Consider the following 26,721-nt stretch of genomic DNA (forward strand, 5'->3'; position numbering starts at 1 on the left):
CGCCGCGTCACGTCATGCGGCTCGCGTCGAAAGTTGCGATCTCATTCATCGTCGAAGCCGCGTTGTTCATCGCGTTGCTGTTCGGCGCGGCAGGCACGCTCGAATGGGGCGCGGGCTGGGCGTGGATGTGCCTGATGTTCGGAGGCGGCGGCGTGGTGACCGTGCTCATCGCGCGGCGCGATCCCGCCTTGCTCGCGGAGCGCATGCGCTCGCCGATCCAGCCCGGTCAACCGCTCTGGGACAAAGTGTTCCTCATCGTGATGGGCATGCTGTGGTGCGCGTGGCTCGTCCTGATGGGTCTCGACGCCGTCCGCTTTCGCTGGTCCGCGATGCCGCTGTGGCTCGCCTCGGCCGGATCGGCGCTCGTCGCCGTGTCGTTCTGGCTCGTCGCGCGCGTGTTTCTCGAGAACACGTTTCTCGCGCCCGTCGTGAAGATTCAGACGGAGCGCGGGCATCGCGTCATTTCGAGCGGGCCGTATGCGGTGGTGCGCCATCCGCTCTATGCGGCCGCCTGCATCATGATTCCGGCGAGCGCGCTCGTGCTCGGCTCGTGGTGGGGACTTGCGTTCTCGGTGCTGCTGCTGGCGGGACTCGTCTGGCGCACGGTGATGGAGGAGCGCGAGCTCGTCGCGCATCTCGAAGGCTATGCGCAGTATGCGCGACGCGTGCGCTATCGGCTCGTGCCATTCGTCTGGTAAGCGCTCGCTGCATCGAGTCGACGGAATAAATCGGCGTCGCGGACGTTCATGCAAGAGAAGGCGCAATCCGTCGCGCCTTACTTCTCGCCAGCTCATGAATATGACGACCGTTCCATCGCAGGCTTCGCACGGCTCTCTGACGGGCGCTTCCTCCGGCGCGCCTCCTTCGACAGAAAGTCTCTCCAGCATGGTGGCGTTCGTGCGCGCGGCCGAATCGGGCAGTTTCGTGGCGGCGGGGCGCGCGCTCGGGCTGTCGGCTTCGGCGGTGGGCAAGAGCGTGATGCGGCTCGAAGCGAAGCTCGGCGTGCAACTGCTCAATCGCACGACGCGCAGGATCGGCCTCACGCATGAAGGCGCGCGCTTTTTCGCGCGCTGCAAACGCATGCTCGCCGATCTGGAAGAAGCCGAAAGCGAGCTGTTCCATTCGACCTCGTCGCCGCGCGGACGGCTGCGCATCAGCGCGCCGACGCTCGGCAGCCGTCTGCTGATGCCGCTGGTGCCGGAATTCAGGCGGCGCTATCCGGATATCGAACTCGATATCGATTTCAGCGATCGCGTCGTCGATGTCACGCAGGAAGGTTATGACGCCGTGATTCGCACGGGACGTCTCGCCGATTCGCAATTGCTCGCGCGGCCGCTCGCGCAATACGGTCCGGTCGTCGTGGGTGCGCCCGCCTATTTCGCGGGTCACGGCGAACCCGCGACGCCCGCCGACCTCGAAGGCCACGCGTGCATCCGCTTCCGTTCGCCGGTGAGCGGCCGCGCCGAGCCCTGGCGCTTTGCGCGCGACGATCACACCTTCGCCATCGATCCGCATGCGACGCTGACCTTCAACGACATGGAAGCCGTGCTCGCTGCGTGCATCTCCGGCCTGGGGCTCGCCTGCGTGCCGGATTTCGTCGCCAAGGGCGCGCTCGAAGGCGGATTGTTGCGCGCGGTGCTCGGCACGCATACGCGCACGGAAGGCGTGTTCCAGATTCTATGGCCGCCGAGCCGTCACGAAGCGCCGCGCCTGCGCGCGTTCATCGATCACGTCGCGCAGGGTCTGGGCGGCCTGCCGTCGCATGAGGTGCGATTCCGCGCGGCATAGCGCTTCAGCTCTTCTTCGTGGTTTTCGCGACGAAGGGCGCGGGCGCGTGCGCAACTTTCTCGCTGCCGCACTTGGGGCATTTGAGCTGCACCGTGGCGTGCTCGACGATGTGCTCCGCGTGCTCGAAGGTCTCGCCGCAATCCTGGCAACGGTATTGATAAGTCGGCATGGCATCCTCCCGCGCGCGACCGGTGATCCGGCGCGGGCAGCGCCGGTTCCACTCATTCTAGTTCAGCAATCGCGCGTGAAAATCAGTTCACGACGCGGCGCACGAGCGGCGTTTCCGGCGTGGGATAGCCAGCTTGCTTGAACGTTTCGATGATCGCGCGATTGGTGTCGAAATAGACCTGCCAATAGTCGCTCGTGTTGGTGTATGGACGCACGCACAAGAGCGGCCCTTCCGGCGTGAAGGACAGCACTTCGACATCCGGCGGCGGCTCGGTCGCCACGTTCGGGATCTTCGCGATCGCGTCCTTCAGGCGCGCGATCGCGTCGAGCGGATCGACGCCGTTCGCGATCTTCGCCGTCAATTCGACACGCCGATGCGGCAGCAGGCTGAAATTCCAGATTGTGTCGGAGAAGATCTTGTTATTGCCGATGATCGCTGCGACGTTGTCGGGCGTCGTGATCGTCGTGCCGAACAGGCCGAGCTCGGTCACGGTGCCGGTTACGCCGCCCGCCGTCACGAAGTCGCCCACTTTGAAGGGCCGCAGCACCTGCATGAACACGCCCGCCGCGAAGTGCGCGAGCAGCCCGCCCCATGCCGTGCCGATGGCAAGGCCGAGACCCGCGAGCAGCGCCGCGAACGAGGTGGTCTGAACGCCGAAGACCTGCAGAATCGCGAGTACGAGCAGCAGATTGAGAATGACGCCGACGATGGAGCCGAGGTAATGCGCGAGCGTCGGATCGACGCGGCCGTTGCGCGAAAGAAGCTTGCGCATCGTGCTCGTGACGAGGTTGATGAGCCATCGCCCGATGATCCACAGCGCAATCGCGCCGATGACCATGATCGCGAAGTCGACGCCTCGTGTCATGATGAATACACGTACGGTTTCTAGGTTCATGTCTTTCTCGCGCGCGTGGCAGTTCGACAAAGGAATAGATCGATCCGGGAAAACATACCGCGTAGGCCACACGAGTTATAGACGACGCACCGCGTCATCGCAAGAATTACAGGAACGTTTAAGTTTGATCGGAAGGATCGACCGCTCGCGCGAAACGATCACGTCCATTCTGCTTCGTCGGCATTCGGGTCGGGCAGCGTCAGCCCGGATGCGGGCAAGGGCAGTGCGGTCTTGTAACGCACCTGCTTGAGCGCGAAGCTCGAACGAATATTGGAGACACCCGGCATTTTCGTGAGCCGCTCCAGGATGAAGCGCTCGAGCGCGGCCACGTCCGGCAGGACGACGCGCAACAGGTAATCGGCATCGCCCGTCATCAGATAACACTCCATCACTTCGGGCCGTTCGCTGATCGCCTGCTCGAATCGCGCGAGCGCGTCCTTGATCTGTTTTTCCAGACTGACTTGAATGAAGACATTGATGGAAAGACCGAGCGCTTCCGGATTCAGCAAGGTGACGTGCTGCTTGAAAAGCCCGGCTTTTTCCAGCGCGCGCACGCGATTGAAGCAGGGCGTCGGCGAGAGATTGACCGCCCGCGCGAGTTCCGAATTGGTGATGCGCGCGTTTTGCTGAAGCTGATTCAGTATGCCGATGTCGATGCGGTCGAGGCGCTGCCTGGCGTTTGCCGTCATAGTCGAAAGATTCCGGTTTCTGGCGTTTTCGAAGAATAAACACACTACCGCAAACCGCGGATGCAGCCAAATGGGACGCACATTCTGCGGATCAATGGATATGCTTGAACCATCCTTCAGCTAAAGCGGAGTCGCCCCATGACCGACTTGTCGAGCGGTACTACCCAGCTTCTTTCGATTGCCAAGGGACGTGAGGACACCGATCCCGGCGAAACGGCCGAATGGCTGGAGGCGCTCGATGCGGTCGTCGCGCATGTCGGTCGCGAGCGCGCCCAATATCTCTTCGACAGGCTCGCGGAGCACGCCTTGTCGGTGGGCGTCGAATCGGCGCGGGCGCGCGCGACGCCTTATGCGAACACGATTCCCGTATCGCAGCAGCAGCCCTATCCCGGCAATCTCGACATCGAGGAAAAGCTCGCCGCCGTGCTGCGCTGGAACGCGCTCGCGATGGTCGTGCGCGCGAATCGCGCATACGGCGAACTCGGTGGACATATCGCGAGCTATGCGTCGGCGGCGGATCTGTTCGAAGTCGGCTTCAATCATTTCTTCAAAGCCGCGAATGCCGACAACGGCGGCGATATCGTCTACTTTCAGCCGCATTCGTCGCCGGGCGTCTACGCGCGCGCGTTTCTCGAAGGCTTCCTTGGCGAAGCGCATCTGAAGCACTATCGGCGCGAGATCGCGGGGCCGGGTTTGTGCTCGTATCCGCATCCGTGGCTGATGCCCGATTTCTGGCAGTTCCCGACCGGCTCGATGGGCATCGGCCCGATCAACTCGATTTATCAGGCGCGCTTCATGCGCTATCTGCAGAACCGTGATCTGCTGCGCACGGAAGGGCGCAAGGTGTGGGGCTTCTTCGGCGACGGCGAGATGGACGAGCCCGAATCGATCGGCGCGCTGTCGCTCGCGGCGCGCGAGCAGCTCGATAACCTCGTGTTCGTCATCAACTGCAATCTGCAACGGCTCGACGGTCCCGTGCGCAGCAACGGACGTATCGTCGACGAGCTCGAAGCGCAGTTCACCGGCGCGGGCTGGAACGTGATCAAGGTGTTATGGGGCTCGGACTGGGACGCGCTGTTCGCGCGCGATAGCAGCAATGCCTTGTTGCGCGCGTTCGCGCATACCGTCGACGGCCAGTTCCAGACCTTCTCCGCGAACGACGGCCGCTATAACCGCGAGCGCTTCTTCGGACAGAACCCCGAGCTCGCCGCGCTCGTCGCGCATATGTCGGATGAAGATATCGACCGCTTGCGCCGTGGCGGTCACGATGTGCGCAAGCTGCACGCGGCCTACGCGAAGGCGCTTTCGCACAAGGGCCAGCCGACCGTGATTCTCGCGAAGACCATGAAAGGCTTCGGCATGGGCGCGGTCGGACAGGGCCGCATGACGACGCATCAGCAGAAGAAGCTCGATCTCGACGATCTCAAGCAGTTCCGCGATCGCTTCCGCCTCCCGCTCTCCGACGATGACGTCGAGCAGCTCAAGTTCTACAAGCCCGCCGATGACACGCCGGAGATGCGCTATCTGCATGCGCGTCGTGAAGCATTGGGCGGGTATCTGCCGCGTCGTCGCGCGAAGGCGTCGCAGGGCGTCACTCCGCCGGCGCTCGATACGTGGGGCCAGTTCGCGCTCGATGCATCCGGCAAGGAGATGTCGACGACGATGGCCTTTGTGCGCATGCTCGGCAGTCTGCTGAAGGACAAGACGCTCGGGCCGCGCGTGGTGCCGGTGGTCGCCGACGAGGCGCGCACTTTCGGCATGGCGAATCTCTTCCGGCAAGTGGGCATCTATTCGCCGCTCGGCCAGTTGTACGAGCCGGAAGACATGGGCTCGATGCTCTATTACCGCGAGGACACGCGCGGGCAGATTCTCGAAGAGGGCATCTCGGAGGCGGGCGCGGTGTCGTCTTGGATCGCGGCGGCGACTTCGTACAGCGTCCACGATCTGCCGATGCTGCCGTTCTACATCTACTACTCGATGTTCGGCTTTCAGCGCATCGGCGACCTGATTTTCGCGGCGGCGGATCAACGTTCGCGCGGCTTTCTGATCGGCGCGACGGCGGGGCGCACGACGCTCGGCGGCGAGGGCCTGCAGCATCAGGACGGCACGAGCCATCTTTCTGCATCGACGATTCCGAACTGCCGCGCCTACGATCCCGCGTTCGCTTACGAAGTCGCGGCCATCGTCGACGAAGGCATGCAGGAGATGATGGACCGCCAGAACGACATGTTCTACTACGTCACGGTGACCAACGAGAATTACGCGCAGCCTTCCGCGCCCGGCGGTGCGCTCGCCGCCCGCACGCGTGAGGGCATTCTGCGCGGCATTTATCGCATCGGCGGCGATGCCGATGCACAAGTGCAATTGCTCGGCTCCGGTGCGATTCTCAACGAAGCGATCGCCGCGCGCGCGATGCTGAAAGAGGACTGGAACATCGATGCCGCCGTGTGGAGCGTGACCAGCTATACGGAACTGCATCGCGATGGCGCGTCGTGCGAGCGTCTCGCGCGCTTGAATGACGACGAGGCGAACGTGCCGTTCGTCACGCGCGCGCTAGAAGGATCGCGCGGTCCCGTGATCGCGGCGACGGACTATGTGCGCGCCGTGCCCGAACTGATTCGCGCCCATGTGCCGCGGCGCTACGTCACGCTGGGCACGGATGGCTTCGGCCGCAGCGACACGCGTCAGGCGTTGCGCGCATTCTTCGAAGTGGATCGCGTGTCGATCGTCATCGCCGCGCTGAAGTCGCTCGTGGACGAAGGCGTCATCGACAAGGAAGCGCTGAAAGCCGCGCGCGAAAAATACGGCAAGACACAGGAAGCCCACGAACCGCCCTGGCTTCGTTAAGCATGCTTGCGCGCCGCATCGAGCAGTTCGCGCACTTCGTCGTCGCTCGTCTGATCGAAGTCGATGTAGAACTGCCCGACGCCGAAGTATCGATGCGGCCGCATCACGCAGACGAACTCGTCGACGACTTCTTCCACGCGCGCCTCCGAATCGAGCGGTGCGACCGGCAGCGCCGCGACGATCTTCAAAGGCTGCGCGTGTCGCAAGGACATGGCCGCGGCCTTCATCGTCGCGCCGGTCGCCATGCCGTCATCGACGATGATCGCGACGCGGCCGCTCACATCGAGCGGCGGCATGTCGCTGCGATAGAGTCGCTCGCGCCGCGCAAGCTCGGCGCGCTCCTCCGCGATCACGCTATCGAGTTCGCCCTTCGTGACGCCCGCGTATTGCACGATGCGCTCGTCGAGGTAAAAGGTATCGCCGGATGCGATCGCGCCCATGGCGAGCTCCGGTTGCACGGGCACGCCGAGCTTGCGAACGACGAGCACATCGAGCCGCGCATGCAGCGCGCGCGCGACTTCATACGCGACCGGCACGCCGCCGCGCGGCAGGGCGAGCACGGTGACGTTATCGCGGCCCGCATAAGCGAAGAGATGCTGCGCGAGTTCGCGGCCCGCTGCCCTACGGTTCTCGAACACTGAGTCCATGTCGCTGTCCTTTCAGTCCCGCGCGACGAAACGCGCCGCGCCGTCGAGACCTTCATCGAAGACCGCGCGATATCCGTTCGCGCCTTCACGCTGCAATGCCCGCGCGAGATCGGCATCGAACGCGTTCTCGCGCGCCGAGCGCAAGTCGGCGCGCAACGCGGCCTGCGGCAGCGCTGCCAGCTCGCAGGCGAGCGCTTCCGCGACGCTGCGCGCTTCGCCCGGCGGCGCGAGGCGATTGGCGAGGCCGACGGCGAGCGCTTCGTGCGCATCGATCGCGCGCCCGGTCAGGATCAGATCGAGCGCGCGCGACATGCCGATGAGACGCGGCAGCCGTATCGTGCCGCCATCGATCAGCGGCACGCCGATGCGCCTGCAAAACACGCCCAGCACCGCGCGTTCCTCGACGACGCGCATATCGCACCATGCCGCGAGTTCGAGCCCGCCCGCGACCGCATGACCGGCGATCGCCGCGATCACGGGTTTCGTCAGCGCGAGCCGCGTCGGTCCCATCGGGCCGGGGCCGCTGCCATCGGGATGGATCTCGTTGCGACGCGCATCGTCGCCGAGTGCGGACAAATCCGCGCCCGCGCAGAACGTGCCGCCCGCGCCCCACAGCACGGCGACGTGGAGCGCATCGTCCGCGTCGAAGCGCTCGAACGCCTCGCGCAACGCGTCGGCAACGGAACGATCGACAGCATTGCGCCGCGCGGGCCGATCGAGCACGACCGTGACGACGCGCAGATCGCCCGCATGCAACTCCATGCGCACATGCTCGCCGAGCCGTTCGATGCGAGAGGTCACGGACCACTCCAATATTGCGCGGACCAGATTCCAGAATAGTCGCCGCATGGCGCGAGCGCGCACTCGATCGCAGGCTTGCGATAGCCCTACGATTACCCATCGGGCTGAAATTTTTGGCTCGATGAAGGTGCATTCGATGCAATGCGGCGGGGCATTGCACCAACATCGGGCGCACCGAAAAATGTCTTTCCGGTCGACGTTGCACCATGCTCATCCGCATCGCGCATGGCGTCTGCACCGTTTCGATGCTGGCTGCGCCAACTTGGTCCGGAACTTGCCTTATCAGCGCCTCTTTCAGACCGACCGCTCGAATCATGCAGGCACTTCAATCCGGAACCGACACTCTCTTTCTGCTGCTGGGCGCCGCCATGGTGCTTGCGATGCATGCAGGTTTCGCGTTCCTCGAACTCGGCACGGTGCGCCGCGAAAATCAGGTCAACGCGCTCGTGAAGATCCTGGTCGACTTCGCCGTGTCGACGCTCGCGTACTTCTTCATCGGCTACAACATCGCGTATGGCGTGCAGTTCATGCACAGCGCCGATATCCTCGCCGAGCACAACGGCTACGCGCTCGTGCGCTTCTTCTTCCTCCTGACCTTCGCCGCGGCGATTCCCGCGATCGTGTCGGGCGGCATCGCGGAGCGCGCGAAGTTCAATCCGCAATTGTTCGCGACCTGCGTGATCGTCGGCTTCATTTATCCGTTGCTCGAAGGCGTGGCGTGGAACGAGCGCTTCGGCATTCAGGGATGGCTGACGCATGCATTCGGCGCGCCGTTTCATGATTTCGCGGGCTCGGTCGTGGTGCATGCGTTCGGCGGCTGGGTTGCGTTGCCGGCGGTGCTGCTGCTCGGGCCGCGTCACGGGCGGTACCACAAGGACGGGCGCATCGCCGCGCATCCGCCTTCGAGCATTCCGTTTCTTGCGCTGGGCGCGTGGGTGCTGGCGGTCGGCTGGTTCGGCTTCAACGTGATGAGCGCGCAGACCGTCGACAAGATCAGCGGCCTCGTCGCGGTGAATTCGCTGATGGCGATGGTCGGCGGCACGCTGGCCGCGTGGTTCGCGGGCCGCAACGATCCGGGCTTCACGTATAACGGACCGCTCGCGGGGCTCGTCGCGGTATGCGCGGGCTCGGACCTGATGCATCCGCTCGGCGCGCTGATCGTCGGCGCAGTGGCGGGCGTGCTTTTCGTACAGATGTTCACATGCGTGCAGAACCGCTGGCGCATCGACGACGTGCTCGGCGTGTGGCCGCTGCACGGCATGTGCGGCGCGTGGGGCGGCATCGCGGCGGGCATCTTCGGACAGAAGGCGTTCGGCGGCATCGGCGGGGTGTCGATCGGCTCGCAGGTCATCGGCACCGTGGGCGCGGTGGCGCTCGCGCTCGCGGGCGGAGCGGCGGTGTACGGCGCGATCAGGATGACGGTCGGTCTGCGGCTCGATCGCGAAGCCGAGTTCAATGGCGCGGATCTCGCGATCCATCGCATCTCGGCCACGCCCGACCGCGAAATGGCGGGCTGACGCAAGGGCTCGCGCTTTGCGGTAGCGTAGCGAAGTCCTGCAGCCAAGCGAGCACACGATGTTGAACGATTACGTCTCCCGCCAGCCCGGCATCATCGAAGAACTGAAGGTGCCACCGGTCTTCGATCTCGACGCGGAACGCGAACGCCGCATCGCCTTTCTCGCCGATTATCTCGAAGCGCAGAAACTCGAGACCTATGTGCTCGGCATCAGCGGCGGCGTGGATTCGTCGACGGCCGGACGCCTCGCGCAACTCGCGGTCGAACGTCTGCGCGCGCGTAACGTCGACGCGCGCTTCATCGCGATGCGCCTGCCGTACGGCGAGCAGCGCGACGAAGCCGATGCGCAACGCGCGCTCGCGTTCATCCGGCCCGACGAGACGCTCACCGTCGACATCAAGCCCGCCGCCGACGCGATGCGCGAATCGCTGGGCGCATCGGGCGTGCTGTATCGCGACGAGAAGCACGAGGACTTCGTGCTCGGCAATATCAAGGCGCGCCAGCGGATGATCGCGCAATACGCGGTGGCTGCCGCGCATTCGGGCGTCGTGATCGGCACGGACCACGCGGCCGAATCGCTGATGGGTTTCTTCACCAAGTTCGGCGATGGCGGTGCGGACGTGCTGCCGCTCTACGGCCTGAACAAGCGCCGCGTGCGCGCGCTCGCACAAGCGCTCGGCGCGGGCATCGAAGTCGCGCGAAAGGTGCCGACCGCCGACCTCGAGACGCTCACGCCGATGAAGCCCGACGAAGACAGCTACGGCATCGGCTACGACGACATCGACGATTTTCTCGAAGGCAAGCATGTTTCCGACGAGGTCTACACGACCATTTATCGTTTCTACGACGCGACCCGTCACAAACGCGCGCTGCCCGTCACGCCCTACGACGACTGGCGCAGACATGCGCTTCGCTGAACGGGAATGAAAGCTTGCGTCGGCTGACGCACTGGCTGCGTCGAACGACCGTGCCTGGCCGGCGCTATTTTCATTGGTCATATCGTTCCGGGCGCGCGCCGGTTAGGATATAGCGGTCGACTTCCTCGAAGGCGCAACGCTTGAACTCCACAGAGACCGCGACACTCGATCTGCCGCTGCCCGCCCGCAATTTCGCGTCGATGCGAAAGATGTTGCTGCTGGTGTTGTGCGCGTCGGTCCTGATTCCGCTCGCGTGCCTTTGCATATACGGCTACTACGATCATCAGCGCCGTTTTGCCGAAGCGCAGGAACTGACCGAGCGCCTGACGCGCGTCGCCAACGAGCATGCGCAGAAGGTCTTCGACCTGAATCAGCAACTGGAGACGCGCATCGTCGATCTGCTCGGCGACAGCGACGACGCGCTCATCAAGGGCCGTGAAGAAGCGCTGCATCGCACGCTCGACGACATGAGCGACCCGCTCGCGCAGATCGCGGCGATTTCCGTGTTCGGCGAAAAAGGCGCGCTGCTCGCGAACAGCCGATGGTATCCGTCGCCCGCCGTATCGATTATGGAGCGCGACGATTTTCAGTCCGCGCGCGCGGTCGCGCCCGTGACGTACTTCTCGCTGCCGTTGCGCGGCAAGGTGGCGCGCTCGGACGTGTTCACGACCACGATGGGGCGCATCGGCGGCAACGGCCGGTTCCTCGGCGTGGTGTCGATCGCGTTGAAGCGCGGCTATTTCACCGACTTCTATCGCGAGCTCGCGTCCGGCGATCGCGCGGTCGTCATCGGGCTGTATCGGCGCGACGGCAACATCCTCGCGCGCTTTCCGGCGAGCACGGACAGCACGCAACCTGCAATGAACACGCCGTTTACCGACGCATTGCGCAACAACGAACTCTACGGCAGCATGCGCATGCGCTCGAGCATCGATCACGTCGACCGCTTGCTCGCCTTCAGACGCGTGGGCGACTATCCGCTCTATGTCGCGACCGGTTATGCGTCCTCCGCCGTCGAAGCGCGCTGGGGCAACAATCTCGCGCTCGTCGCGGGGATCGCGCTGGTGCCGTGCATCGCGGTGTGGCTACTGATCGCGTTCTCCATTCGACGCCTCGATGCCGAGCAGGCCGCATGGGAGCGCTGGCAGGCCGAAGTCGCGACGCGCCTTTCCATCGAAGCGTCGAGCCGGCAATCGCGGCGCATGGGCGCGCTCGGCAATCTCGTCGCGAATGTCGCGCACGACTTCAACAATCTGCTGATGGTGGTCGGATCGAATATGGAGCTTGCGCGACGCAAGCACTTCAACGACGTCGAGAGCGAAGTGCTCGCGGTGGAACGCGCCGCGGCCGGCGCCGAATCGCTCGCGCGCCGGCTGATGAGCGTCGCGCGCAAGCAGCCGCTGAAACACGAACTCGTCGATCCCGCCGACTGGCTGAGAAGCGTGCTCGATCTCGTGAAGAAGTCGGTGCATCCGTCCGTGATGGTGACGCTGGAGCTGTCGCCCGATCTGTGGAACGTGATGGCCGATCCGGTCGAGCTGGAACTCGCGCTCGTGAATATCGCGGTGAATGCGAACGATGCGATGCCGCACGGCGGGCGTATTCTGATCCGCTGCCAGAACGCGCGCGTGCGCGGCGCGGAGACGGATATCCCCGATGGCGAATACGTGCTCGTCTCGATCACCGACAACGGCGAAGGCATGACCGAGCAGGTTCAGAGACGCGCGTTCGAGCCGCTCTTCACGACGAAGCAGGGCGTCGCGGGCACGGGCCTCGGTCTCACGCAGGTGCTCGCCGCGTGCGAGCAGGCAGGCGGCACTGCGCGCATCACGAGCGTGGCGGGTTCTGGCACGACCGTGCGGCTCTATCTGCCGCGCCATCATGGACCGGCGCCGAGGGAATCGAAAGCCTACGTGCCGCCCGATGTCGACGCGACATCGATCGTGCTCGCGTCGAATGGAGAGGCGTCGTTGCGGGGCACGTCGGCGCTTCTGGTGGAGGACAACGCGGATGTCGCGGCGGGCGTGACGGCGGTGCTCGAAGTGTTCGGCTGCACGGTGCATCACGAGGAGAGCGCGGACGCCGCGTTTGCGCTATTGGGCGAGGGCTACGGCTTCGACCTCGTGCTGTCGGACGTGCAGATGCCTGGCCGCATGAACGGCATCGATCTGGCCGAGCAGATCATGCAGCGCCTGCCATCGCAGAAGCTCGTGCTGATGACGGGTTATGCCGACGAACTGGAGCGCGCGAAGCATCTGGGCGTGCCGATTCTCGCCAAGCCCTTCGACATGGACGATTTGCTGGCATTGATCGCACCGGGCGTGCCGCATTGAGCGCACGTGGCGCTTTCGTTACTTCCGCACGGCTCGCGCGCCGACGAGCGGGTTGAAGCCAGCACGCTTCGGCTCCGCAGTTTGCGTGCTCTTCTTCGCGTCCCGCGTCTTCGAACGCGAAGGCGATGCATGGCCGCTCAACTGACTCAGAAGGTCTTCGTCGTCTTGCGCTCCTTCGTTTTGCGTCCGAGGCTCGCTGCCCGCGAGATGGTCGACCACGGACAAGAAATCCTTGCGCGCATTCTTCAGCGCGCGGCCGGGCATCATGACGAGCACGACGGCTTCGTGCACCGTATGTCCATCGACGGTTTGCAGTGCGCCGTCCTCGTTCCAGTCGACGCCGCTATCCGCATACGCCGCGACGACATGATGCAGCACCGCCGGCGACATCACGCCCGCATCGTAGAGCCCGACGATCTGTTTTTCCGCGAGCGCGAACAGACTCCGCGCGCGGCTTTGCGGCTTCTTCGCGGCCATTCACTTCGCGGCGGGCGCGACCCGCCATACCGTATTGCCGACATCGTCGGCGACGAGCAGCGCACCCTTGCCGTCGACCGCCACGCCGACGGGCCGCCCGAGCGCATGACCATCCGACGACAGAAAGCCCGTCAGGATATCCTCCGGCGGTCCCGAGGGCTTGCCGTTGTCGAAGGGCACGAAGATCACCTTGTAGCCGCTTCTCGGCTTGCGATTCCACGAGCCGTGCTGGCCGATGAACGCGCCATTGCGATAGCGCTCGGGGAACGCCTTGCCATCGTAGAACGCGAGCCCGAGCGAAGCCGTATGCGCGCCGAGCGCATAGTCCGGCGCGATCGCCGATTGCACCAGATCCGCGCGCTGCGGCTTCACTCGATCATCGACATGCCGGCCGTAATAGCTGTATGGCCAGCCATAGAACGCGCCATCTCTTACCGACGTGAGATAGTCCGGCACGAGTTCATTACCGAGTTCGTCGCGCTCGTTCACCACCGTCCAGAGCGCGCCGCTTTGCGGCTCCCACGACATGCCATTGGGATTGCGCAAACCCGTTGCGAATAGCCGCGATTGTTTCGATTCGATATCCACTTCCATGATCGCGGCGCGGCCGTTCTCCGCGCCGATGCCGTTCTCTGCCACGTTGCTGTTCGAGCCGACCGTGACATAGAGCTTCTTGCCGTCGCGGCTCGCGATGATGTTCTTGGTCCAGTGATGGTTGATGTCGCCGGCCGGCAAATCCATGAACTTCTCGCCGGGCGTCGTGATTTGCGTCGCGCCGTTTTCGTACTTGAAGCGCAGGATCGCATCGGTATCCGCGACGTAAAGATCGTCGCCGACGAGCGCCATGCCGAACGGCGAATGCAGCTTGTCGATGAACACCGTGCGCGTTTCAGCGACGCCATCGCCGTCGGCATCGCGCAGCAACATGATGCGATCCGGGCTTTGCACCGCCGCACCCGCGCGCTTCATCACCTTCTTCATCACGAAGCCCTTGATGCCGGCGTTTTCGTCGTGCCTGGCGGGCGCGTTGCTTTCGGCGACGAGCACATCGCCGTTGGGCAGCGTCGCGAGCCAGCGCGGATGTTCCAGGCCTGAGCCGAACGCGGTCACGTCGAAGCCTGCGGGCGCGATGGGCTTTTGTCCTTGCGCCCACGGTTTCGCCGGCGCGATGTTGACCGTCGGCAGCAGCGATTTGTGCGGTGCGGGCAGGGTCGGATCGGGGCCGAAGCCTTGCGGGTAGTCGTCGGCGACGGCCACGCCGCTCGCGAGCAAAAGTGCGAATGCGGCATTGCGGACACGACGATTCGAGTGCGAATTCAAGCGTGACTCCTGACGAGAGAGGAGAGAGCAATTCAGCCGCTATGCCGCACAGAATGTGTCGGCAGAGGCTTTTGCATCATCACCGTCTCGTACCGAAGCAAACGACGTTCCTCATTGCCTTGCAAGGCTTGCATTCGTCGGGCAGTTTTTGCCCACGCGTTGCGGCGATCGGGAGTCGGCGCTTCTTTCACATGGGCATGCGGGTTCTGGTACGCGGGATGCTGAGCTAATCATGCGGCGCGAGCCGCGGATTCAATCACCGCAGGAGGACTTCATGAGCGAAAACCAGAAGCAGATGGGCAACCAGCCGTCGTCTCCGAATCAGTCGAATGAGTCGCAGCGGCAGCCTGGCCAGCAAGAAAAATCACCGGGGCAACCGCAACAGGATCAGCAGGGCGGCCAGCGGCAGCCAAATCAGCCGCAACCGCAACAGAAGGACGGCCAACGTCAGCCTTGATCGTGTTCGCGAAGCGGTAGCAAGCAACGCGCGCGGTCCCGTTTCGGCGGGGCCGCGCGCGATTTTTTCAGGGCTTGCGTCCGAATGCTTCGCGCAGGCGCTTTTTCGCGCGTTCCAGCGTACTCTTGCGCGACTTCGGCAGATTGCGTCCCGCGCGATTGATATAGAAGTTCAGCATCGACATCGCCGATTGAAACGGCGAACCCTTGCGGCGCGTGCTGCGCGCCGACGATCGCTTGAGCGAGTCGGCGATTTCCTGCGCGTTGCCGGTCTTGAAGATATCGCGCTGAATATCCATTGCATCGCTCGTTTCCATCACATGATGCGACCAGCGATGCGTCGACCGCGTCGGTTTCTTGCGGGCGTGCGCGAGCGCATGCCGCTGCCGCGTGCCGGTCCGCTTGCCGGTCGAGGTCTTTTTCTTTGGCGTTCTCGTGCTCGTTGCCATAGCCTTGCCTCAACGCTCCTTCCGATGCTCACGCGTCCGCGATGCGACGCGCGTGCGCGAGCGTGAGCGGCTCGCGCATCGCTTCCGCGAGACGGCACACGGCGGCATCGTGCTCGCACGCGACGACCGCGCCCACATGTCCATCCTTCATCAGATAGGCAATGAAGTGCTGCGCGTCCAGATCGCCGTCGATTTCGATGCCGTCCGGCTCCGTGACATGCCCGAGATAGTCGAAAGTCTTCTCGTAGTGATACGTCCAGAAGTAGGGCACGCCGACATACTGAAGCGCGCTGCCCGCCATGTTGTAGGCGGCGACGCGCGCATGCTGCTGCGCGACGCGCCAGTGCTCGATGCGCACGATCTGATTCGAGCGTGGCAACGGAAACCGTGCGATATCGCCGGCAGCGTAGAGCGCGGGCGCGGCGAGCATGGATGCATCGACGTCGATGCCGCCATCGTCCGCGAGCGCGACACCCGACAAGAACGACGTCGCCGGCTCGACGCCCGTGCCGGCGATGACGACATCGGCCGCGATCTTCTCGCCAGAATCGAGGATGACTTCGCTGACCGCGTTGCCGCCCCGGCATGCACTGACGCGCGCATTCATATGAAACGTCACGCCGTTCTTTTCGTGCAGTTTCCTGAACATGCCGCCGATGCGTTCGCCGAATTGCTTCGCGAACGGCACCTTGCCCGGCGCGACGATGGTCACGTCGATCCGTCGCTTCCTCAAACAAGAAGCGACTTCGAGCCCGATGAAGCTCGCTCCCACGATCACCGCGCGCTTGCGTCCTTCGAGCGATGCGAGGATCGCGCGTGCATCCTCGCGCGTGCGCAGCAGATGCACGTGTTCCAGATTCGCGCCGGGCATCGTGAGCGGCTTCGGAACGCCGCCGGTGCAGACGAGCGCGGCGTCGTAATCGATCTTCTGTCCGCTCGCGAGTTCGGCGCGCTTCTCCGTTGCGTCCAGACGGACCGCCGGTGACTCGTCGCGCTCGATGTCGTGCTTCGCGAAGAAGTCGTCGTCGAGGAGCGGCGGGACGTCGTCGGGCGGCATGTCGCCCGCCAGCGTGAACTTGCTCAGCGACGTGCGATCGTAAGGCTCGCGCGCATCGCCGCCCGCGAGCACGATGCGCCCATCGAAGCCGGCTTCGCGCAACGCGGCGCATGCGGCCGCGCCCGCCGCGCCCGCGCCGACGATGAGCATGGTCCGGCTCGCGCCGCCCTGCTTCTTCGTCGCCTCGCCGCTGTCGACGGGTTGCGCGGACACGTACACGTCGCCATCCTTGATCGTCGCCTCATGACGCGTCAACGCTTTCAAAGGCGGCGGTTCGACGAGACTTCCGTCGCGCACCTCGAATGTGCCCTTGTGCCATGGACACACGATGCGCCCGTTGCAGATCGCGCCTTCGTCGAGCGGGCCGCCCGCATGCGGACACTCGGCGGTGTAGGCGCGCACGGTGTCGCCATCGCGCACGAGCAAAATGGGGATTGCCTTCGCGTTCTCGTCGTTGTCCTTGACGCACACGCGTGTGCCGCGCTCGGCGGAAAGGTCCGCGAAGCGCGCGACTTTATGCAGGGTGGGGGACATCGCACTCTCCGTTGGCTGAAGCATCGGGCCATACGGAGAGCGCGAAGCAATTATCGGACCGCGAAATGACGCCCGATCAAAGCGCCTCGGTCACGGCGCGCAGGAACTGTCGCGTGCGCTCGTGCTGCGGCGCGGAGAAGAACTGCTGCGGCGGCGCCTGCTCGATGATCTTGCCTTGCGAAAAGAAGCACACGCGATCGGCGAATTCTTTTGCGAAGCCCATTTGATGCGTGACCATCAACATCGTCAGGTTGTGTTCGGCGCCAAGACGGCGGATCACGTTGAGCACCTCGCCGCAAAGCTCGGGATCGAGCGCGGAGGTCACTTCGTCGAACAGCATGATCTTCGGGCGCATGGCGAGCGCGCGCGCGATCGCGACGCGCTGCTGCTGACCGCCCGACAACTGCGACGGATAGTGATTGCACTTCTCGGCAAGACCCACCATCGACAGCAGTTCGCGGGCGCGCTCGGTCGCTTCCTTTCTGGACAGCCCGAGCACGCTCATCGGCGCCTCGATCGTATTCGCGAGCGCGGTCATGTGCGGAAAGAGATTGAAGCTCTGAAACACCATGCCGATCTTGCTGCGCACCTGACGAATATGTCGCGGCGATGCGGGCACGAGCTTGCCGCCGCGCATTTCGTGCGTGAGCGGTTGCCCATCCACTTCGATGACGCCGTCGGTGAGCGGATCGAGCGTCATCAGCACGCGCAGCAAGGTGGACTTGCCCGAGCCGCTCGGCCCGATGATCGCCACTTTCTCGTTCGGCGCGACATCGAGATCGAGGCCGTCGAGCACGGTAAGCGGGCCGTAGCGTTTGGTGACGTTGCGAAAGCGCACCATCGGCGTGTTCGCGCTGGCTTCGGCTGCCGCGCCGAGCGCCGGGTCGAGGTCTCGTTTCATCTGCTGCTCCTGGAGTTGCATTACCGTGCGCCGTCCAGCGGGGTCTGAGTGGTCGATACGCGAGGCTTGACGATCATGGCAGCCTCACGCGCCGTTCGAGATGACGCACGCCCGAGGCGAACGTCACGCTGATGATGAGAAAGAAGATGCCGGTCATCGTGATCGGTTCGAGATAGCGGAAGGTCTCGGAGCCGATGTTCTTCGCCTGCTGCATCAGTTCGACGACGGTGATCGCGGAAAGCACCGGCGTGTCCTTGAACATCGCGACGAGATAGTTGCCGAGCGCTGGGATCACCGGGCGAATCGCCTGCGGCAGAATCACGCCCGTATACGTGCGCCACGGATTGAGCGACAGCGCGCACGATGCTTCCCACTGTCCGCGCGCGACGCCGTTGAGTCCCGCGCGATACACCTCGGACACATAGCACGCATAGTGCACCGCGATGCCGAGCGTGCCCGCCGTCAGCGCGGACATCGTGAAGCCATAGAGCGGCGCGACATAGAAGAGCACATACACCTGAATCAGGAGCGGCGTGCTGCGAATGAACTCGATGAAGAACGCGGTCGTCTTCGCGAGCGGCGCGAAATCGCTGCGCCGCATGATCGCGAGCACGAGGCCGAGCACGAGCGCGATCGCGAAGCCGACCAGCGTGATGCCGATCGTATAGGTCGCCGCGCGCGCGAGCTCGGGCAGGATATGCAGCGCGTACTTCACATCGAAGAGCTGACCCAGCGACGTCATGATGCGGCCCTCGGAACACTGCGGCGAATCGCGACATGACTGCTCACGCGCCGCTCGAACACGCGCATCACGGCGACGATCACCTGCGCGAGCACAAAGTAGATGAGAAGCGTGAGCCCGAAGATCTCCGCCGTCTTGAAGGTCGCTTCGTCGAGCTGGCGCGCGCGGAACGTGAGGTCCGAGAGCGTGATCAGCGAGACGAGCGACGTGCCTTTCAACAGCTCGATCATCAGGTTGGTCGCGGGCGGCAGCGCGTTGATCATCGCCTGCGGCAGCACGATGCGGCGCAGCCGCGCCGCGGCCGGCATGTTCAGCGCGAGCGCTGCTTCGTATTGCCCGCCCGGCACCGAGCGCAGCGCGCCGCGCAGGATCTCCGAGCCGTATGCCCCATAGTGCAGCCCGAGCCCGACGATGGCGACCGTGAAGGGCGTCAGCTGCACGTTGAACGGCGGCAGCGGCAGCACGAAGAAGAGCCAGAACAACTGCACCAGCAGCGACGTGCCGCGAAACACTTCGACATAGACGTTGCCGGCCCAGCGCACGGCGCGGTATGGCGCGGCGCGCAACGCCGTCGCGACACCCGCCATGACGATCGCGAGCAGGATGCTGATGACGGCGATCTGGATCGTGACGAGGGTGCCCTTCATCATCAGGGGGAGAAGCTCATTGAGGTCGCTCATGACGGTTCCTCGCAAATGGATGAACGTTGCGCGTCGCTATGCATCGATGTTTAACCGGCGCACAGTTCCGGCGCCTTCTTCGTCGTCACATTGGACTTGTCGAAGCCGAAGGGCGCGACCGTCTTCAGGTGATCGTCGGTGCCGAGCCACTGATGCAGTTCCTTGTTCACGGCGTCGCGCAAATCGGCGTCTTCGGGGCGGAACGCGAGCGCGCCATAACCGGTGTGCTTCGGATCGTCGTTGAACTGGCTGATCGCTTCGACCGACGAGCCGCCCTTTCCGGCGAGGCCCTTCATCGTCAGCGCGGTGCCGACGGCCGCATCGGCGCGGCGCGCGCGCACGGCCTGCAATTGCGCGGTGGTGTCCGGAACCTGAAGGATCTGGTCATCCTTGATGCCTGCCTGGCGCGCATAGCCCAGCTCCGCCGTTCCTGCCATCACAGCAAGTTTCGTGTCCGGTTGCTTCGCGACATCGGCATAGCTGTGCAGGTTCTTGGGGTTGCCCTTCATCGTCAGCAACGTGTCGGGTATCTGGTATTGCGGGTCCGCGAACGCCACTTGCTTGCAGCGCTCGGGCGTGATGTACATGCCCGCCGCGATCACATCGAAGCGGCCGGCCTTCAGGCCCGGGATCAGCGCGCCCCATTCGGTCAGCACCGCATCGACCTTCTTCACGCCGAGCTTCGCGAACACCTTCTTTGCAATTTCGGGCGATTCACCGGTCACGGTGCCGTCGGGTGTCGTGTACGCGAAAGGCGTTTCGTTCGCGTAGCCGATGCGCACCTCGCCGGTGCGCTGGATGCGCTGCAACGTGGTTTCCGCGCTTGCGCTCGTGGCATGGGCGGCAAGGCTCGCTGCCGCGACGCACGCCGCTGCCAGCATTCCAGACAGTCGCTTCGTGTTCATATCGTTCCCGTAGTAATGGTTCTTCAAGCGTGGTCGAGTGAGGGCAATCCATCGCGGCGAAACAGCGAGAGGCAGAGAAAACCCTTATTCCGCAGGGCTTTGAAGCCACTCGCATTGCAGCCACCGACGCAGAATACAAAGCCATATATTTGTTCCGATTGCTCTAGGACAATTATTTTCCCGCGCGCTTTTGCGCCACTATTGCGCATGGAACCAGGCATGCGAGGAGCGGGAAGTGAATGAAAGATGGCGCGACGCCGTGCGCACGGTGCAGGGCGTGCAGTCCAAGTACAAGCGGCTCGTCAAGGCGATGGCCGCCGACATAGAAAGCGGCGCGCTCGCCTCGGGCGAGCGTTTGCCGCCGCAGCGCGAAGTGGCGGCCGATCTCGCGATCAGCGTGCAGACCGTCACGAACGCATACAAGGAGCTGGAAAGGCAAGGGCTGATTCGTTGCGAGGTCGGACGCGGCAGCTTCGTCACCGCGCGCGTGACCGAAACGATGTCGAATTACATGCTCGACACCGCCGAGCGCTCGGTCGTCGACTTCTCGATCGCGCGCATCGTGCATACGCCCGAGCATGACGCGATGTGGCGCAAGGTTTGCGCGACCCTCTCGACCATCGAGGATCAGCCGTGGATACGCGCGTTCCGGCCGATCGCGGGCTTCGACAGTCATCGTCAGGCGGGCGTCGAATGGCTCGCGTCGCTCAATATGCCCGCGAAAGTGGAGACGCTGCTCGTCACCAACGGCGTCGCGCACAGCATCTTTCTTGCGCTGGCGAGCATCGTCGGTCCCGGCGATACCGTGCTGTGCGAGAGCCTCACGGATCACGGCGTGATCGGCTCGGCGAACGTGCTGGGGTTTACGCTCAAGGGACTCGAGATCGACGAGTACGGCATTCGCCCCGAGCACTTCGAGGAAGTCTGCGACAGCGAGCGCGTGAGCGCGCTCGTCTGCACGCCGACGTTGAACAATCCCACGGTCGCGTTGATGCCCGATTCGCGCCGCCGCGCGATTGCGCGCATCGCCGAGCGCTATGGCGTCTATGTGATCGAAGACGATGTCTACGGCGCGTTGCCCGCGAAAACGCAGACACCCATCGCGAGCCTCATTCCCGAGTTGGCGTTTTATTGCACGAGCATGACGAAGTCGGTGTTGAGCGGCCTGCGCACCGGCTTCATGACGGTGCCGCGGCGTCTCGCGTTGCGCGCGGAAAGCGTGCTGCGCGTGAGTTGCTGGATGGCGACATCGCCCATTGCGGAAGTCACCGCGCGCTGGATCACGGACGGCACGGCGCAGCGTCTCGTGCAGATTCAGCGCGAGCGGCTCGCGGCGCGTCAGAGCGTCGTGCGCGAAGTGCTCGGCGAGTACGTGCTCGGCAGTCATCCCAACGCGCTGTCGGTATGGCTGCGCGTGCCCGACGAATGGGAAGCGGAACGTATCACGCGTGAGCTGCGCAATCGCAATATCGCGGTGACATCGCCCGATCCTTTCCTCGTGCGCGGCGCGGACCGGCCCAATGCGGTGCGGCTTTGCGTGGGCGCGGAAGTCGGCGAAGGCACGTTCCGCAGCGCGATTGAAACGATGCGCGAAGTCTTCGGCCAGTACCCGCACGTGCACGACTTCAACTAAATGAACTAGGACAATCGAAAACGATTTTTTAGGACATTAGACTGAGTTTCATCGTCAGCTTCAACGCACTCAGCCGCACATGTCCGCACTCACGCTCGCCGATGTCTACCGCGCCCGCCAGCGCATCGAAGGCCGCGCGCTCGTCACGCCACTGGTCCATTCGCCGTCGCTTTCGCGCGTCGCGGGCGTGCCGGTGCATCTGAAGCTCGAAACGCTGCAGCCTACCGGCAGCTTCAAATTGCGCGGCGCGACCAACGCGCTCGCACAGATCGCCGAGGAAGGATGCAAGCGCGTCGTCACGGCATCGACCGGAAATCATGGCCGCGCGGTCGCACACGCGGCGCGCGAGCTCGGCATCGAAGCGGCGGTGTGCATGTCCTCGCTCGTGCCGAAGAACAAGGTCGACGCGGTGGCCGCGCTCGGCGCGCGCGTCGTCATCGTCGGCAAGAGCCAGGACGATGCGCAGGTCGAAGCCCAACGGCTCGTGCGCGAGGAAGGGTATGCATTCGTGCCGCCTTTCGACGATGAACGCGTGATCGCGGGACAAGCCACCATCGGCCTCGAGATTCTCGAAGCGCTGCCCGATGCGGCGAGCATCGTCGTGCCCTTGTCGGGCGGCGGGCTTTTCAGCGGCGTCGCGTTCGCGGCGAAGAACATTCGCGCCGGCGTGAAGATGATCGGCGTGTCGATGCAACGCGGCGCCGCGATGCACGCGAGTCTCGCGGCAGGCAAGCCCGTGTTCGTCGATGAGCTGGATACGCTCGCCGATTCGCTCGGCGGCGGCATCGGCCTCGAGAACCGCCATACCTTCGCGATGACGCGCGATCTCATCGACGAGGTCGTGCTGCTCGACGAAGTTTCCATCGCGCGCGGCATCGTGCACGCGTATCGCGAGGAACGGCTCGTCGTCGAAGGCGCGGCGGCGGTCGGCATCGCGGCGCTGATCGACGGCTCGGTGAAGGCGCAAGACGGGCCGATCGTCGTCGTCGTGAGCGGCAGCAACATCGATATCGAAACGCATCGCCGCCTGATCGGAGCGGCCTGAACTCATGTCCAACATCGATACCTCCACCGTGCTGCTCGGCCAGGCGCAACTGCGCAAGCTCGTGCCGCTCGACCTCGACGCAATCGAGCAAGTCGAAGCCGCGTTCAAGTCGCTCGCGACCGAAGCCGTCGCGATGCCGCCGATCCTTCGTCTCGACATTCCCGAGCACGCGGGCGAAGTCGACGTGAAAACCGCTTATTTGCCGCGCTTTTCGAGCTTCGCAATCAAGGTGAGCCCAGGCTTTTTCAACAATCCTTCGCTCGGTCTTCCGAGTCTGAATGGCCTGATGCTCGTGCTGTCCGCGCGCACCGGTCTGACCGAAGCCGTGTTGCTCGACAACGGCTATCTCACCGCGGTGCGCACCGCGGCGGCGGGCGCGGTCGCGGCACGCTGGCTCGCGCGCAAGGATGCGAAGCGCGTGGCGATCATCGGTGCGGGAGAGCAGGCGCGTCTGCAACTGAAGGCATTGCGTCTGGTGCGCGCGATCGAGCACGTGACCGTGTGGGCGCGCGATGCCAGGAGCGCGCATCAGTTCGCGCGCGATTGCCGGGACTTGCCGTGCGACGTCGCGGACAGCGTCAATCTGGCGCTCCGGAACGCCGACATCGCGATCACGACGACGCCGAGCCGCGAGCCTCTGATTCATGCGCGCGATCTGCATCCCGGCCTGCATATCACCGCAATGGGATCGGATGCCGAGCACAAGAACGAAATCGCGCCGGATGTGTTTGCCGAAGCGCGCTACGTGTGCGACCGCTTGCAGCAGGTGCGCGTGCTGGGCGAACTGCATCACGCGATCGAAGCAGGCGTGATCGATGCGGGTCGGTCCTTTGCCGAACTCGGCGAGGTCATCGCGAACAAGGCGCCGGGCCGCGCGAGCGACGACGAAATCACCGTGTGCGATCTGACCGGCACCGGCGCACAGGACACCGCGATAGCGACGCTCGCGGTTCAGCGTGCGCGCGCAGCGCAGGCAGGAACCATTTTCCACAACGATGTGACCGCTTGATAGAGGGGACCATGTCCGAAATCATGCAACAGACGAAGCCGGATGAACGAGAGGCGCCCGTGGTACGCCTCCCGTTCGAGCGCGGCGAGTACGACGCGCGCATTGCGAAGACGCGGCGCGCGATGGAGAAGGCAGGCATCGATCTGATGATCGTGACCGACCCGACCAACATGGCGTGGCTCACCGGCTACGACGGCTGGTCGTTCTACGTGCATCAGTGCGTGCTGCTCGCGATGGACGGCGAGCCGGTCTGGTACGGGCGCGGCCAGGACGCGAACGGCGCGAAGCGCACGGTGTTCATGTCCCGTGAAAATATCATTGGCTATCCTGATCATTACGTGCAATCTCAGGTGCGCCATCCGATGGATTACCTGTCCGCTGAAGTCATCGCCGCGCGTGGGTGGGACAAGAAGCGCATCGGCGTGGAGATGGACAATTACTACTTCAGCGCGAAGGCGTATGCGTCGCTGACACAGCATCTGCCGAACGCGAAGTTCGTCGATGCGACCGCGCTCGTGAACTGGCAGCGCGCGGTGAAGTCGCCGCGCGAGATCGAATACATGCGCGTCGCGGCGCGCATCGTCGAGAAGATGCATGCGCGCATTCTCGACAAGGTCGAACCGGGCATGAAGAAGAGCGATCTCGTCGCGCAGATCTACGAGGCGGGCATCACCGGCGTCGAAGGCTATGGCGGCGACTATCCGGCGATCGTGCCGCTGTTGCCGACCGGCTCCGACGCCGCCGCGCCGCATCTCACGTGGGATGACTCGACGTTCACGGAAAACGCGGGCACGTTTTTCGAAATCGCGGGATGCTTCAAGCGTTATCACTGTCCGCTTTCGCGCACGGTGTATCTGGGCAAGCCGCCGCAGCACTTCATCGAAGGCGAGAAAGCGGTCGTCGAAGGCATTGAAGCCGGCCTTGCGATGGCGAAGCCGGGCAACAAGACCGAGGATATCGCCAACGCGTTCTTTGCGGTGCTGCGCAAGTTCGGCATCGAGAAAGACAGCCGTTGCGGTTATCCGATCGGGGCGAGCTATCCGCCGGACTGGGGCGAGCGCACGATGAGTTTGCGTCCGGGGGACAAGACCGTCCTCGAACCCGGCATGACGTTTCACTTCATGCCGGGCCTGTGGCTCGACGACTGGGGCCTCGAAATCACGGAGAGCATCCTGATTACCGATACCGGCGTCGAGACCTTCTGCAACACGCCTCGCAAATTGTTCGTGAAGGAGTAGCACGATGCGCGCGTCACCGATCAGCCCCACCGTGGATTTCGACGCCGAGGGCGAGCAGCACGGCTTTCTGAAGCTGCCTTACTCGCGCAACGATTCCGCATGGGGCGCCGTGATGATTCCGGTCACCGTGATCAAGCGCGGCGACGGGCCGACCGCGCTGCTCACGGGCGGCAATCACGGCGACGAGTACGAGGGGCCGATCGCTTTGGCGAAGCTCGCGTCGACGTTGAAGGCAAGCGATGTTCATGGGCGCGTGATCGTCGTTCCGTTCATGAACTATCCCGCGTTTCGCGCGGGTTCGCGCATTTCGCCGATCGATGCGGGCAACCTGAACCGCAGCTTTCCGGGCAAACCCGATGGCACGGTAACCGAAAAGATCGCGGATTACTTCCAGCGTCATCTGTTGCCGCTTGCCGATTACGTGCTCGATATTCACGCGGGCGGACGCACGCTGGACTTCCTGCCGTTCGCGGCGATTCACGTGCTGAACGACGCGAAGCAGCAGTCGCGTTGCGAAGCCGCGATGCGCGCATTCGGCGCGCCGTATTCGATGCGCATGCTGGAGCTCGACAGCGTCGGTCTTTATGACAGCGCGGCCGAAGAGGCGGGCAAGGTGTTCGTATCGACGGAGCTGGGCGGCGGCGGCTCTTCGACTGCGAAGAGCGTCGCGATTGCGGAGCGCGGCGTGTATGGCTTTCTCGCGTGTGCGGGCATCATCGACAAGGAAGTGGTCAGCGGCGAAGCGCGCACGACGACACTGCTCGACATGCCGAATGGTTCCTGCTACACGACGAGCGAGCATACGGGTCTGCTCGAAATGTGCCGCGATCTCGGCGACATGGTGAAGGCAGGCGATGTGCTTGCGCGCGTGTACGACATCACGCGCACGGGCGCGGCGCCGGTCGACTATCGTGCGAAGCGGGACGGATTGCTTGCGGCGCGGCATTTTCCGGGCCTCGTGCAAACGGGCGATACCGTGGCGGTGATTGCGGATATCGTCGAACGCAACATTGCTGTGAGCGTGTAAGTTGATCAAGCTCGACCGCTACGACCTGGCCATCTTGCGCATTCTCGCGCGGGATGGCCGCATCACGAAATCGCGCCTGGCGGAGGAGGTCAATCTGTCGATCTCGCCTGCGTGGGAGCGCGTGAAGAAACTCGAGGACAGCGGGCTCATCAAGGGCTATCGCGCGGATATCGACTGGACGGCTGCTTTCAAGGGCAGCCGTATCGTCGTTGAGGTGACGCTTTCGCGTCATACGGCGCAGGATATGCGGCGCTTCGAAGAGCGCGTCGCGGGGGCTTCGGAAGTCGTGCAATGTTATGCGACGGGAGGGGGCGTGGATTATGTGATGCACGTCGTGGCGCGGGATATCGATCACTATCAGCGTTTCATCGATTCGTTGCTTGTGGAAGAGGTTGGGATCGAGAGGTACTTTACTTATATCGTCACGAAGGTCGTGAAGGATGTTGCGGAAGGGGGGCTGGGTTGGGGCGATGAAGGGGGTTGAGTTTTTCTTGTCGCCGGGGGGCGGGGGCTTGGGGGCTTTTTCGCTGGATCCCGTATTCGCGGTGGTCTATTAGCACTGCCCCTGTGCGGGGCGGCAGTCACTTTCTTTGCTTACTTTGCTGCTGTGTTCACCACGGCTCTCGTGGAATCCCGAATTCGCGTC

The 26,721-nt window shown here is 64.0% G+C and carries 26 protein-coding genes; 13 read left to right on the plus strand and 13 right to left on the minus strand.

The genetic code is table 11. From position 1 onward, the window contains the following. Positions 1-14: 14 nt before the first annotated feature. Together U4Y90_RS33865 and U4Y90_RS33870 are read left to right on the plus strand one after the other, a co-directional pair. Complete coding sequence (locus tag U4Y90_RS33865; RefSeq protein ID WP_321801269.1) at positions 15-698, plus strand: isoprenylcysteine carboxylmethyltransferase family protein; 684 nt, start codon at positions 15-17, stop codon at positions 696-698. 187 nt (positions 699-885) lie between these two features. Continuing rightward, positions 886-1,788, plus strand: coding sequence for a LysR family transcriptional regulator (locus U4Y90_RS33870; RefSeq protein ID WP_321801303.1), 903 nt, complete (start codon positions 886-888; stop codon positions 1,786-1,788). Between the two features lie 4 nt (positions 1,789-1,792). Here the strand turns inward: U4Y90_RS33870 and U4Y90_RS33875 are convergent, their stop codons facing one another. The 3 genes from U4Y90_RS33875 to U4Y90_RS33885 all read right to left on the minus strand — a co-directional run bounded on the left by U4Y90_RS33875 (position 1,793) and on the right by U4Y90_RS33885 (position 3,541). Continuing rightward, positions 1,793-1,957, minus strand: a complete 165-nt coding sequence (locus U4Y90_RS33875; protein ID WP_008353004.1) for an FmdB family zinc ribbon protein — start codon at positions 1,955-1,957, stop codon at positions 1,793-1,795. Positions 1,958-2,039: 82 nt separating this feature from the next. After that, the gene (locus tag U4Y90_RS33880) at positions 2,040-2,852 is read right to left on the minus strand and encodes a mechanosensitive ion channel family protein (protein WP_321801272.1); all 813 of its coding nucleotides are present in this window, start codon (positions 2,850-2,852) and stop codon (positions 2,040-2,042) included. A 158-nt stretch (positions 2,853-3,010) separates the two neighbouring features. After that, positions 3,011-3,541 (minus strand): Lrp/AsnC family transcriptional regulator, encoded by a 531-nt coding sequence (locus U4Y90_RS33885; protein ID WP_321801274.1) that lies wholly within the window; start codon positions 3,539-3,541, stop codon positions 3,011-3,013. Between the two features lie 138 nt (positions 3,542-3,679). Here U4Y90_RS33885 and mdeB point away from each other — a divergent pair, with 138 nt between their 5' ends. After that, entirely contained in the window at positions 3,680-6,388 is a 2,709-nt protein-coding gene (mdeB, locus tag U4Y90_RS33890) for an alpha-ketoglutarate dehydrogenase (RefSeq protein WP_321801276.1), read from the plus strand. On the opposite strand, the gene U4Y90_RS33895 is transcribed toward mdeB, so the two are convergent. After that, positions 6,385-7,035 carry a phosphoribosyltransferase gene (locus U4Y90_RS33895; RefSeq protein ID WP_321801278.1) on the minus strand — a complete coding sequence of 217 codons (651 nt, stop codon included), beginning with the start codon at positions 7,033-7,035 and terminating at the stop codon, positions 6,385-6,387. The genes mdeB and U4Y90_RS33895 overlap by 4 nt on opposite strands. Before the next feature lie 12 nt (positions 7,036-7,047). Continuing rightward, positions 7,048-7,797, minus strand: coding sequence for a crotonase/enoyl-CoA hydratase family protein (locus U4Y90_RS33900; protein WP_321801305.1), 750 nt, complete (start codon positions 7,795-7,797; stop codon positions 7,048-7,050). 353 nt (positions 7,798-8,150) lie between these two features. Here U4Y90_RS33900 and U4Y90_RS33905 point away from each other — a divergent pair, with 353 nt between their 5' ends. The 3 genes from U4Y90_RS33905 (at position 8,151) to U4Y90_RS33915 (ending at position 12,602) form a co-directional block, all read left to right on the plus strand. Further along, the gene (locus U4Y90_RS33905; protein WP_321801280.1) at positions 8,151-9,353 is read left to right on the plus strand and encodes an ammonium transporter; all 1,203 of its coding nucleotides are present in this window, start codon (positions 8,151-8,153) and stop codon (positions 9,351-9,353) included. A gap of 58 nt (positions 9,354-9,411) precedes the next feature. Beyond that, entirely contained in the window at positions 9,412-10,269 is an 858-nt protein-coding gene (gene nadE / locus U4Y90_RS33910; RefSeq protein ID WP_321801282.1) for an ammonia-dependent NAD(+) synthetase, read from the plus strand. Between the two features lie 140 nt (positions 10,270-10,409). Then, positions 10,410-12,602 carry a hybrid sensor histidine kinase/response regulator gene (locus tag U4Y90_RS33915; protein WP_321801284.1) on the plus strand — a complete coding sequence of 731 codons (2,193 nt, stop codon included), beginning with the start codon at positions 10,410-10,412 and terminating at the stop codon, positions 12,600-12,602. Between the two features lie 18 nt (positions 12,603-12,620). Here the strand turns inward: U4Y90_RS33915 and U4Y90_RS33920 are convergent, their stop codons facing one another. Further along, positions 12,621-13,079 carry a hypothetical protein gene (locus tag U4Y90_RS33920; RefSeq protein ID WP_321801286.1) on the minus strand — a complete coding sequence of 153 codons (459 nt, stop codon included), beginning with the start codon at positions 13,077-13,079 and terminating at the stop codon, positions 12,621-12,623. Beyond that, positions 13,080-14,399: a PQQ-dependent sugar dehydrogenase gene (locus U4Y90_RS33925; RefSeq protein WP_415749442.1), complete on the minus strand. Its 1,320-nt coding sequence runs from the start codon at positions 14,397-14,399 to the stop codon at positions 13,080-13,082. Between the two features lie 274 nt (positions 14,400-14,673). On the opposite strand from U4Y90_RS33925, the gene U4Y90_RS33930 reads away from it, so the two are divergent. Next, entirely contained in the window at positions 14,674-14,856 is a 183-nt protein-coding gene (locus U4Y90_RS33930; protein WP_321801287.1) for a hypothetical protein, read from the plus strand. Between the two features lie 67 nt (positions 14,857-14,923). Here U4Y90_RS33930 and U4Y90_RS33935 read toward each other — a convergent pair whose 3' ends face one another. The 6 genes from U4Y90_RS33935 to ehuB all read right to left on the minus strand — a co-directional run bounded on the left by U4Y90_RS33935 (position 14,924) and on the right by ehuB (position 20,123). Next, positions 14,924-15,304, minus strand: coding sequence for a DUF3175 domain-containing protein (locus U4Y90_RS33935; protein ID WP_321801288.1), 381 nt, complete (start codon positions 15,302-15,304; stop codon positions 14,924-14,926). A gap of 28 nt (positions 15,305-15,332) precedes the next feature. Next, positions 15,333-16,895 (minus strand): FAD-dependent oxidoreductase, encoded by a 1,563-nt coding sequence (locus U4Y90_RS33940; protein WP_321801289.1) that lies wholly within the window; start codon positions 16,893-16,895, stop codon positions 15,333-15,335. Positions 16,896-16,971: 76 nt separating this feature from the next. Beyond that, the gene (ehuA, locus tag U4Y90_RS33945) at positions 16,972-17,796 is read right to left on the minus strand and encodes an ectoine/hydroxyectoine ABC transporter ATP-binding protein EhuA (RefSeq protein WP_321801290.1); all 825 of its coding nucleotides are present in this window, start codon (positions 17,794-17,796) and stop codon (positions 16,972-16,974) included. Positions 17,797-17,869: 73 nt separating this feature from the next. Then, on the minus strand, positions 17,870-18,538 hold the full coding sequence (ehuD, locus tag U4Y90_RS33950; RefSeq protein WP_415749443.1) for an ectoine/hydroxyectoine ABC transporter permease subunit EhuD: 669 nt from the start codon (positions 18,536-18,538) through the stop codon (positions 17,870-17,872). After that, complete coding sequence (gene ehuC, locus U4Y90_RS33955; protein ID WP_321801292.1) at positions 18,535-19,218, minus strand: ectoine/hydroxyectoine ABC transporter permease subunit EhuC; 684 nt, start codon at positions 19,216-19,218, stop codon at positions 18,535-18,537. The genes ehuD and ehuC overlap by 4 nt, the downstream gene beginning before the upstream one ends. 50 nt (positions 19,219-19,268) lie before the next feature. Next, positions 19,269-20,123, minus strand: coding sequence for an ectoine/hydroxyectoine ABC transporter substrate-binding protein EhuB (ehuB, locus tag U4Y90_RS33960; protein ID WP_321801293.1), 855 nt, complete (start codon positions 20,121-20,123; stop codon positions 19,269-19,271). A 235-nt stretch (positions 20,124-20,358) separates the two neighbouring features. Here ehuB and U4Y90_RS33965 point away from each other — a divergent pair, with 235 nt between their 5' ends. The 6 genes from U4Y90_RS33965 to U4Y90_RS33990 all read left to right on the plus strand — a co-directional run bounded on the left by U4Y90_RS33965 (position 20,359) and on the right by U4Y90_RS33990 (position 26,559). Beyond that, the gene (locus tag U4Y90_RS33965; protein ID WP_321801295.1) at positions 20,359-21,756 is read left to right on the plus strand and encodes a PLP-dependent aminotransferase family protein; all 1,398 of its coding nucleotides are present in this window, start codon (positions 20,359-20,361) and stop codon (positions 21,754-21,756) included. A 79-nt stretch (positions 21,757-21,835) separates the two neighbouring features. After that, positions 21,836-22,801, plus strand: coding sequence for a hydroxyectoine utilization dehydratase EutB (gene eutB, locus U4Y90_RS33970; protein WP_321801296.1), 966 nt, complete (start codon positions 21,836-21,838; stop codon positions 22,799-22,801). 4 nt (positions 22,802-22,805) lie between these two features. After that, positions 22,806-23,810 (plus strand): cyclodeaminase, encoded by a 1,005-nt coding sequence (locus tag U4Y90_RS33975; RefSeq protein WP_321801297.1) that lies wholly within the window; start codon positions 22,806-22,808, stop codon positions 23,808-23,810. Positions 23,811-23,821: 11 nt separating this feature from the next. After that, positions 23,822-25,048, plus strand: a complete 1,227-nt coding sequence (doeA, locus tag U4Y90_RS33980; RefSeq protein ID WP_321801299.1) for an ectoine hydrolase DoeA — start codon at positions 23,822-23,824, stop codon at positions 25,046-25,048. A 4-nt stretch (positions 25,049-25,052) separates the two neighbouring features. After that, positions 25,053-26,075 (plus strand): N(2)-acetyl-L-2,4-diaminobutanoate deacetylase DoeB, encoded by a 1,023-nt coding sequence (gene doeB / locus U4Y90_RS33985; RefSeq protein WP_321801301.1) that lies wholly within the window; start codon positions 25,053-25,055, stop codon positions 26,073-26,075. Positions 26,076-26,079: 4 nt separating this feature from the next. Next, positions 26,080-26,559: an Lrp/AsnC family transcriptional regulator gene (locus U4Y90_RS33990; RefSeq protein WP_321801310.1), complete on the plus strand. Its 480-nt coding sequence runs from the start codon at positions 26,080-26,082 to the stop codon at positions 26,557-26,559. Positions 26,560-26,721: the final 162 nt, after the last annotated feature.

Source organism: Caballeronia sp. J97, assembly GCF_905220305.1.
GTDB lineage: Bacteria > Pseudomonadota > Gammaproteobacteria > Burkholderiales > Burkholderiaceae > Caballeronia.

Coding starts and splice junctions, on each gene's coding strand:
- U4Y90_RS33885 (WP_321801274.1), bottom strand. CDS start 3,541: ATGACGGCAAACGCCAGGCAGCGCCTCGACCGCATCGACATCGGCATA.
- ehuC (WP_321801292.1), bottom strand. CDS start 19,218: ATGAGCGACCTCAATGAGCTTCTCCCCCTGATGATGAAGGGCACCCTC.
- ehuB (WP_321801293.1), bottom strand. CDS start 20,123: ATGAACACGAAGCGACTGTCTGGAATGCTGGCAGCGGCGTGCGTCGCG.
- doeA (WP_321801299.1), top strand. CDS start 23,822: ATGTCCGAAATCATGCAACAGACGAAGCCGGATGAACGAGAGGCGCCC.
- U4Y90_RS33920 (WP_321801286.1), bottom strand. CDS start 13,079: ATGGCCGCGAAGAAGCCGCAAAGCCGCGCGCGGAGTCTGTTCGCGCTC.
- U4Y90_RS33870 (WP_321801303.1), top strand. CDS start 886: ATGGTGGCGTTCGTGCGCGCGGCCGAATCGGGCAGTTTCGTGGCGGCG.
- doeB (WP_321801301.1), top strand. CDS start 25,053: ATGCGCGCGTCACCGATCAGCCCCACCGTGGATTTCGACGCCGAGGGC.
- U4Y90_RS33905 (WP_321801280.1), top strand. CDS start 8,151: ATGCAGGCACTTCAATCCGGAACCGACACTCTCTTTCTGCTGCTGGGC.
- mdeB (WP_321801276.1), top strand. CDS start 3,680: ATGACCGACTTGTCGAGCGGTACTACCCAGCTTCTTTCGATTGCCAAG.
- ehuA (WP_321801290.1), bottom strand. CDS start 17,796: ATGAAACGAGACCTCGACCCGGCGCTCGGCGCGGCAGCCGAAGCCAGC.
- U4Y90_RS33935 (WP_321801288.1), bottom strand. CDS start 15,304: ATGGCAACGAGCACGAGAACGCCAAAGAAAAAGACCTCGACCGGCAAG.
- U4Y90_RS33880 (WP_321801272.1), bottom strand. CDS start 2,852: ATGAACCTAGAAACCGTACGTGTATTCATCATGACACGAGGCGTCGAC.
- U4Y90_RS33875 (WP_008353004.1), bottom strand. CDS start 1,957: ATGCCGACTTATCAATACCGTTGCCAGGATTGCGGCGAGACCTTCGAG.
- U4Y90_RS33975 (WP_321801297.1), top strand. CDS start 22,806: ATGTCCAACATCGATACCTCCACCGTGCTGCTCGGCCAGGCGCAACTG.
- ehuD (WP_415749443.1), bottom strand. CDS start 18,538: ATGACGTCGCTGGGTCAGCTCTTCGATGTGAAGTACGCGCTGCATATC.
- nadE (WP_321801282.1), top strand. CDS start 9,412: ATGTTGAACGATTACGTCTCCCGCCAGCCCGGCATCATCGAAGAACTG.
- eutB (WP_321801296.1), top strand. CDS start 21,836: ATGTCCGCACTCACGCTCGCCGATGTCTACCGCGCCCGCCAGCGCATC.
- U4Y90_RS33895 (WP_321801278.1), bottom strand. CDS start 7,035: ATGGACTCAGTGTTCGAGAACCGTAGGGCAGCGGGCCGCGAACTCGCG.
- U4Y90_RS33900 (WP_321801305.1), bottom strand. CDS start 7,797: ATGGAGTTGCATGCGGGCGATCTGCGCGTCGTCACGGTCGTGCTCGAT.
- U4Y90_RS33930 (WP_321801287.1), top strand. CDS start 14,674: ATGAGCGAAAACCAGAAGCAGATGGGCAACCAGCCGTCGTCTCCGAAT.
- U4Y90_RS33940 (WP_321801289.1), bottom strand. CDS start 16,895: ATGTCCCCCACCCTGCATAAAGTCGCGCGCTTCGCGGACCTTTCCGCC.
- U4Y90_RS33865 (WP_321801269.1), top strand. CDS start 15: ATGCGGCTCGCGTCGAAAGTTGCGATCTCATTCATCGTCGAAGCCGCG.